This is a genomic window from Metabacillus sp. YM-086 (genome assembly GCF_048059995.1).
Taxonomy (GTDB): Bacteria; Bacillota; Bacilli; order Bacillales; family Bacillaceae; genus Metabacillus; species Metabacillus litoralis_B.
Genome location: NZ_JBLUOI010000080.1, coordinates 13,731 through 20,123, shown reverse-complemented (window position 1 = coordinate 20,123; position 6,393 = coordinate 13,731). Strand labels below are relative to the sequence as shown.

6 protein-coding genes are annotated in these 6,393 nt (G+C 36.9%); 2 read left to right on the top strand and 4 right to left on the bottom strand.

The window, feature by feature from the left end:
- Positions 1-266, bottom strand: a 266-nt coding sequence (locus tag ACEWK1_RS23245) for an IS110 family transposase (RefSeq protein ID WP_416636701.1), incomplete at its 3' end; no start/stop codon positions are given.
- Between the two features lie 333 nt (positions 267-599).
- Positions 600-1,940: an alpha-amylase family glycosyl hydrolase gene (locus ACEWK1_RS23240; RefSeq protein ID WP_212136121.1), complete on the bottom strand. Its 1,341-nt coding sequence runs from the start codon at positions 1,938-1,940 to the stop codon at positions 600-602.
- A 170-nt stretch (positions 1,941-2,110) separates the two neighbouring features.
- Between ACEWK1_RS23240 and ACEWK1_RS23235 the strand changes: the two genes are divergently transcribed.
- Positions 2,111-3,862 (top strand): alpha-glycosidase, encoded by a 1,752-nt coding sequence (locus ACEWK1_RS23235; protein WP_121664691.1) that lies wholly within the window; start codon positions 2,111-2,113, stop codon positions 3,860-3,862.
- A 30-nt stretch (positions 3,863-3,892) separates the two neighbouring features.
- On the opposite strand, the gene ACEWK1_RS23230 is transcribed toward ACEWK1_RS23235, so the two are convergent.
- Positions 3,893-4,753 (bottom strand): helix-turn-helix transcriptional regulator, encoded by an 861-nt coding sequence (locus ACEWK1_RS23230; protein ID WP_212136120.1) that lies wholly within the window; start codon positions 4,751-4,753, stop codon positions 3,893-3,895.
- Between the two features lie 120 nt (positions 4,754-4,873).
- Here ACEWK1_RS23230 and ACEWK1_RS23225 point away from each other — a divergent pair, with 120 nt between their 5' ends.
- A complete protein-coding gene (locus ACEWK1_RS23225) occupies positions 4,874-6,232 on the top strand; it encodes an MATE family efflux transporter (RefSeq protein WP_212136119.1) in 1,359 nt (452 codons plus the stop codon).
- Here the strand turns inward: ACEWK1_RS23225 and ACEWK1_RS23220 are convergent.
- A partial coding sequence (locus tag ACEWK1_RS23220) for a hypothetical protein (RefSeq protein WP_416636700.1) occupies positions 6,211-6,393 on the bottom strand: 183 nt, incomplete at its 5' end. The two genes, ACEWK1_RS23225 and ACEWK1_RS23220, sit on opposite strands and share 22 nt — an antisense overlap.

The window sequence follows — 6,393 nt, the reverse complement described above, 5'->3', positions numbered from 1 at the left end:
GCTTCAAGAGGGTTCATGCGACAGTAAGTATGTCCGTGATCCCGTAGAAACTTCTCAACTGATTTTGAATAGACACCCGTCGCCTCAAATACGATTTCAGGAGCTTGTCCATCAAGAGCTGTTATTTCCTTAATACGAAGGTGTAGCTGCTCAAAATCAATGCGTGTATGATACAATTCCCCTTCAAATTCACATTGTCTATAGCCATCATAAATGGCAATGGTACTTTTCCCTTTACTTACATCAAGAGCGATGACATGTTTCATATAAATATTCTCCTTTTATAACCAATCATAGAAGCCTTCACAGTACCTTAACGATTCCATTTTCTTATACACGATCTCTAGGACCCAACATACTAAACTGATTCAAACAAGGGTGTGAAGTTGGCCGGTTTAAAATACGGACTCTAACATGGTCCCATAAGCGGATCGACCTTCCTTCACTTCTACTATAAAAAAATAGTAGCACAAACCATGGCCTTGGTTTATGCTACTAATGTTAGTATGTTTAAACTATCGTTGACTGCTAATTATATGCTAATTTAGCTTTGTATTTGGAAACCGAACCTCTTACGATTCCATACGGCAGCCTTCTTTTTACTTCTTCTTCCCACGCTTTTTAGCCAATACTAAAAAGATGATAAATAGTGTTGGTACAATAATAAACACACTAATAAACGGAATATTTAAACCGGTTTTTTCTTTTATTTCGTATATTTCGGCAATCTCTCTATCAATGATAAACTCGTATTCATTGTTTTCCTCTTCAAACGTATCTCCAGTTAGAAGCCCTTGAAGTTTTTTATCCTCTGCAATTTGTTCATCAGAAATTTTTATTTTCTGTGATTCTGTTGAATTATTAATAGCAACTACGACTGTTTCTTCTTCATACATTCGCTTAAAAATAATCATTCCATCTTTTTCATACAGCAACTCATAGTCACCTTTTGTTAAAGAAGGAAGAGTTTTTCTGACGATCGCAAGCTTTTCAAGATAATCAATCAATTCTTCATCTGATTGAAAGTTCATTAACGGTCGGTTCGTAGGCGGTTCTCCTCCGTCAACAGCAATCTCAGAGCCATAGTACACAATTGGTGTTCCAGGAGTGGAATACATATAAGCAAAGGCCATCTTCAACCTTACACCAGGATGTTGGTTATTTTGAATGGCATGTCTTGTAAAACGAACGGTTTCATCGCTATCAACATATGTGCTAAGTAGAGGTGATGATTGTTCTGTAACTTCTGTAACAGGTTTTAATGATTGATCAACATTAGCAAATGCTTGGGTAGCTGCTTCATAAAAGGGAATATTCAGCAACGAATCAAAACCGGATTCCATATAAGCAGAGATAACATCTGAATTATGCTCTTTTACAGTTCCTACCAAATAATACTCTTCATTAATTTCTTTTAGTTTTTGATGAAATTCCTGCCAAACTTCCTGATTCACTTCATCAGCTTGTTTGATGTAGTACCCATCTATCCCTGTTTCTTGCATCCATGAAGTTGCAGTTGAGATCATATCTTCATTTTTCTGTCCATAATCTAGCATAATTTTCATGTTAAGTTTATGAGCTTCATCAACGAGTTTCTTTACATCTTCAACTGTTCCAGCATGCTCATCAATCTGCTTTACTTCTGAGTTCTCATTTTCTTTAAACACTGGTGATAAAATCAGGGTGGTAAATCCCATGTCATGAAGATAATCTATTTTTTTTAGAATTCCTTCAATATCGCCACCATGGTATGCTGCAGGATCCTCAAAATTCAGGTCATCTCCATCATTATTCGGGTCTGCATTATTAAAGCGATCAACAACTACATAATAGGCAATCTCTTCCTGCCATGCCTTTTCTTCTTTTTCAGCTGCGCTCACAGGGAAGGCATAAAAAAGAAGAAACGGAATGAGGAAAAGTTTTAAAGCTTGTCTACGCATTTTGTTCCGTTCCTCCTACTTTCTTATATCACTACGTTCTTAAGAATATCGCTTCAGGCAACCGACCGTCAAATGTAAATGATCTTCTTCTTCAAAATGATTCTTCAGTGAATATCGTTTATGTGTTTTGAAGAAGCTTAGTAATACAAAAAGCTACTAAGGAGGTATCCATGCAAAAAGAAGCCATTTATCATCGTTCAAGAGATCAATTTGCTTATCCTAATTCTGATGGAACTTTTCATATTCAGCTCCGAACAAAAGCTCAAGATATAAGCTCTGTAACTGTTGTATATGGTGATCCCTTTGAGTTTCATGAAAACCATTGGGTTCACACAACTATGGAGATGAGTATTAGTGGAAGTGATGGCCTTTTTGATTATTGGTTCATTGCTATCTCTCCTCCACAACAGCGATTACGATATGCGTTTCATATTAAAAGCGGTGACGAAGAGCTATTTTTTACAGAGAAAGGAATTTACGATACAGTTCATGAAGACTTTTCAGCCTATTTTTGCCTTCCTTATTATCATCAATCCGACGTGTTTGCAGCACCTGATTGGGTAAAAAATACAGTTTGGTATCAAATTTTTCCTGACCGGTTTGCAAACGGAAATGTTCATAATGATCCAAAAGGTACGCTCCCATGGAATAGCACTGAACCTACACCAACTACTCTATTCGGCGGAGATTTAGAAGGAGTCATAGAACATTTAGATTACCTAGTTGAGTTAGGCATAACAGGAATCTACTTTACGCCAATTTTCAAAGCACATTCTAATCATAAATATGACACAATTGATTATTTTGAAATTGATCCACAATTCGGAGATAAAAAAACGCTTAAAAAGCTTGTTACTTCTTGTCATGATAAAGGCATAAAGGTCATGCTTGATGCTGTGTTTAATCATTGCGGAAAAAACTTTCCACCGTTTCAGGATGTGCTTCAAAATGGTCAAAATTCTTCATACAAGGACTGGTTTCATGTATCTATTAAAGAATCTGGAGAGATTCTTTATGAAACCTTCTCTTTTGAAAGGTCGATGCCAAAATTAAACACACAGCACCCGGATGTGAAAAAATATCTAATAGAAGTTGGTCAGTATTGGATAAAAGAATGTCATATTGACGGATGGAGATTAGATGTTGCAAACGAAATTGATCATCAGTTTTGGAGAGAGTTTCGCCAGGCGATAAAGTCAATCAATAAAGACGTTTATCTTGTTGGAGAGGTTTGGCATGATGCGATGCCATGGCTTGAAGGAGATATGTTTGATGCTGTAATGAACTATCCGCTCTCAAATTTATTGCATCGTTTTTTTGCCTTTGATGATCTAAATGCAAAGCAATTTTCAGACGAACTACAAAGGTATTTACATCAATATCCACAACCTGTTTATCCATTCTCCTTTAATATGGTCGGAAGTCATGATACTCCGCGAATTTTAAATCTTGCTAGAATGAACAAACAACGAGTCAAATTATTAAGCGTTTTTCAATTTAGCTTTTATGGTTCTCCGTCTATTTACTACGGTGATGAAATCGGCCTATCTGGTGAACAAGATCCCGGATGCAGAGGCTGTATGGTATGGCATGATGATCAGCAAGACAGTGATATGCTTTCATTTATGAAGAAACTCATCAAGCTCCGTAACTCTTATCCTGTCCTTGCAAATGACGGAGCATTCTCGATATTAATGGCTGACGAATCAACTAATGTCCTTTGTTATCAAAGAGAAAATAATAAGCAGTTAGTTTTGATCATCATAAATCTTTCATCACAAATACAAACCCTTCCATTGCCCGTTAAATTGAAGGATCGCACCATTCATGATCTTTGGAACGAAGAAGAATATGCCGCTCATTCAAACGAGTTATCAATAACACTCAATGCTAATGAGTTTGCCCTATTGCTAATTGAGTAGAAAAGGGAAATCAGGTTTCCCTTTTCCTCTTTACCTTCTAAGAATCATTTTTCGATACTCAATTGGACTGGTTCCCTCCATCCTTTTGAAAAGCTTTGAAAAATAAGTGGAGTCCTCAATTCCTACTTCTTTTGCTATGTTGGCAATTTTATCATCAGTTGTTGCTAATAGTTTTTTTGCTTGATTCATTCGGTATTTGTTTAAATACATATTCGGAGTTTCACCGACGATTTTTTGCATACAACGCGTTACATAATCCGGGTGAAAGTGAAGAGCAGCTGCGATGTCCTCCATTTTCACCTCTTCTTTATAATGCTCTTGTATATAATTAACAGCTCCGTCCACAACCTTCTCAGCTGCTGTTGGAATTTTGCATGCTTCCTTTTGTAAATATAATAAAAATTCATGGAAGTGCAGCTGCTGTCTTAGCTGATAATCCGGTGTTTGATGATCCACATTTAAAATATTAAGAAAAATCGTTTCTAAAAAATTTGTATTCTCAATTTCCCCTAAGCAAGGTATAGAGAATTTATAAGTTGGTGGTGTCTCATGATCTCCCTTTGAAATGTGAATATCCGCCCAATTCGTAATCCCCTCGTCCACAAGCTCATAATGCGTTGGAATGGCAAAATGTAGCCAATAGTACTCTGTCCTCATTGAGCTGCCTTTATGACCATAATGTTCAAAACCAGGAACTAAAAGAATATATTGTCCTTTTCTTACTGTGTAAGGAATTTCATCTTCTGTTATAAATAATTCACCAGATTTTACATAAATCAAATCAAATACAGTAAAAACTCTTCGAAAATGCTTTTTGCCTTCTTCAAAAATAGCAATTCCCCCCTGAATAAAAGTGGGAGAAGGCGGTGCAAAAAACTCAATATGAGACATCACAAATTCTCCTTTAGGTCGTATTTATCCAAAATATATCGCTATTCTCTCTTTCTATTATACTGCAATGTTTGTAAACTTATTAAGTATTATCAAAGCAATGTAAAGGAGTTGAACAAAATGGCATTTGAAAGACAAGGTCGTAAAATCACATTATTTGCACTAACATGGCCAATTTTCATTGAGACTCTTCTGCATATGTTAATGGGAAATGCTGATACATTGATGCTTAGTCAATACTCTGATAACTCAGTAGCTGCTGTTGGAGTTTCCAACCAAATTTTATTTCTATTAATCGTCATGTTTGGATTTATTGCAACAGGTACAACTATACTTGTTGCTCAATATATAGGTGGTACTAATTATAAAGATGCCAAAGAGGTATCAACGGTTTCTCTTTCTGCCAATCTATTATTTAGTATTCTGATTAGTGTTGTCATTGTCATCGCAAGTGAAGACATCCTACAATTGATGAACTTACCACCAGAACTAATGCCGGATGCTACGATTTATTTACAGCTTGTTGGAGGCTTTTCCTTTGTGCAAGCATTAATCATGACATCAGGAGCTATTCTTAAAAGCTATGGCTATACAAAAGACACTATGTATTTAACAATCGGCATGAACCTGCTTAACATTATCGGGAACTATTTCTTTATTTTTGGTCCATTCGGATTTCCGGTAATAGGTGTTCAAGGGGTTGCTATATCCACAGTTGTTTCAAGGATCATCGGCCTTTTTGTCATCCTCTATATTTTAAAGAAGCGTGTTCACTTTACCCTTAACTTAAAAGAGCTCTTTAAGCTTCCGGTACACCATCTTAAAAATCTGCTTCATATTGGGGTTCCTACAGCTGGTGAGCAACTTTCTTACAATACGTCGCAAATGGTTATTACAGTCTTCATTACAATGATTGGGACCGAAGCTTTAACCACAAAGGTCTATGCTCAAAATCTGATGATGCTTATTCTATTATTCAGCTTAGCCGTTAGCCAAGGTACACAAATTCTAGTTGGGTACATGATTGGGGCAAAAGATTATGAAGCTGCATATAAAAGATGCTTACAAAGCCTATATTCTGGAATCATTATCTCTACGCTTATGGCCGTAATCTTCTCGCTCTTCTCTGATCGTTTACTAGGTATTTTCACCTCCAATGAACGTATACTTGAAGTCGGTGGGATCCTGATCCTCCTAACCATCATTCTTGAACCAGGCAGAGCCTTTAATATGATTATCATCAGCTCATTACGGGCTACGGGTGATATCCGCTTTCCAACCTACGTAGGAATACTGTCGATGTGGGGAGTCGCCGTACCAATTGCTTATATCCTCGGCATTCATTTTGATCTAGGGCTCGTCGGTGTCTGGATTGCCTTTATCGCTGACGAATGGGTACGAGGTATTATTATGCTCTATCGCTGGAAATCCAGAGCATGGATGACGAAACGCTTTTCTCAACATGCTGCGGTTTCATGAGGAAAGTCAATAATGGGGTATGGCAGTGGCAGTCCAATTTGGGCTGCTTTTTTTGTCTTGTTTGGATTTGGTTGAACATGAACAACATTTTGAGTACTTTCAAGTAATGCTTTGTCGTTTATCAGGTTTATGAAGAATGTTGTGGCATGTTTTCGTCTGGA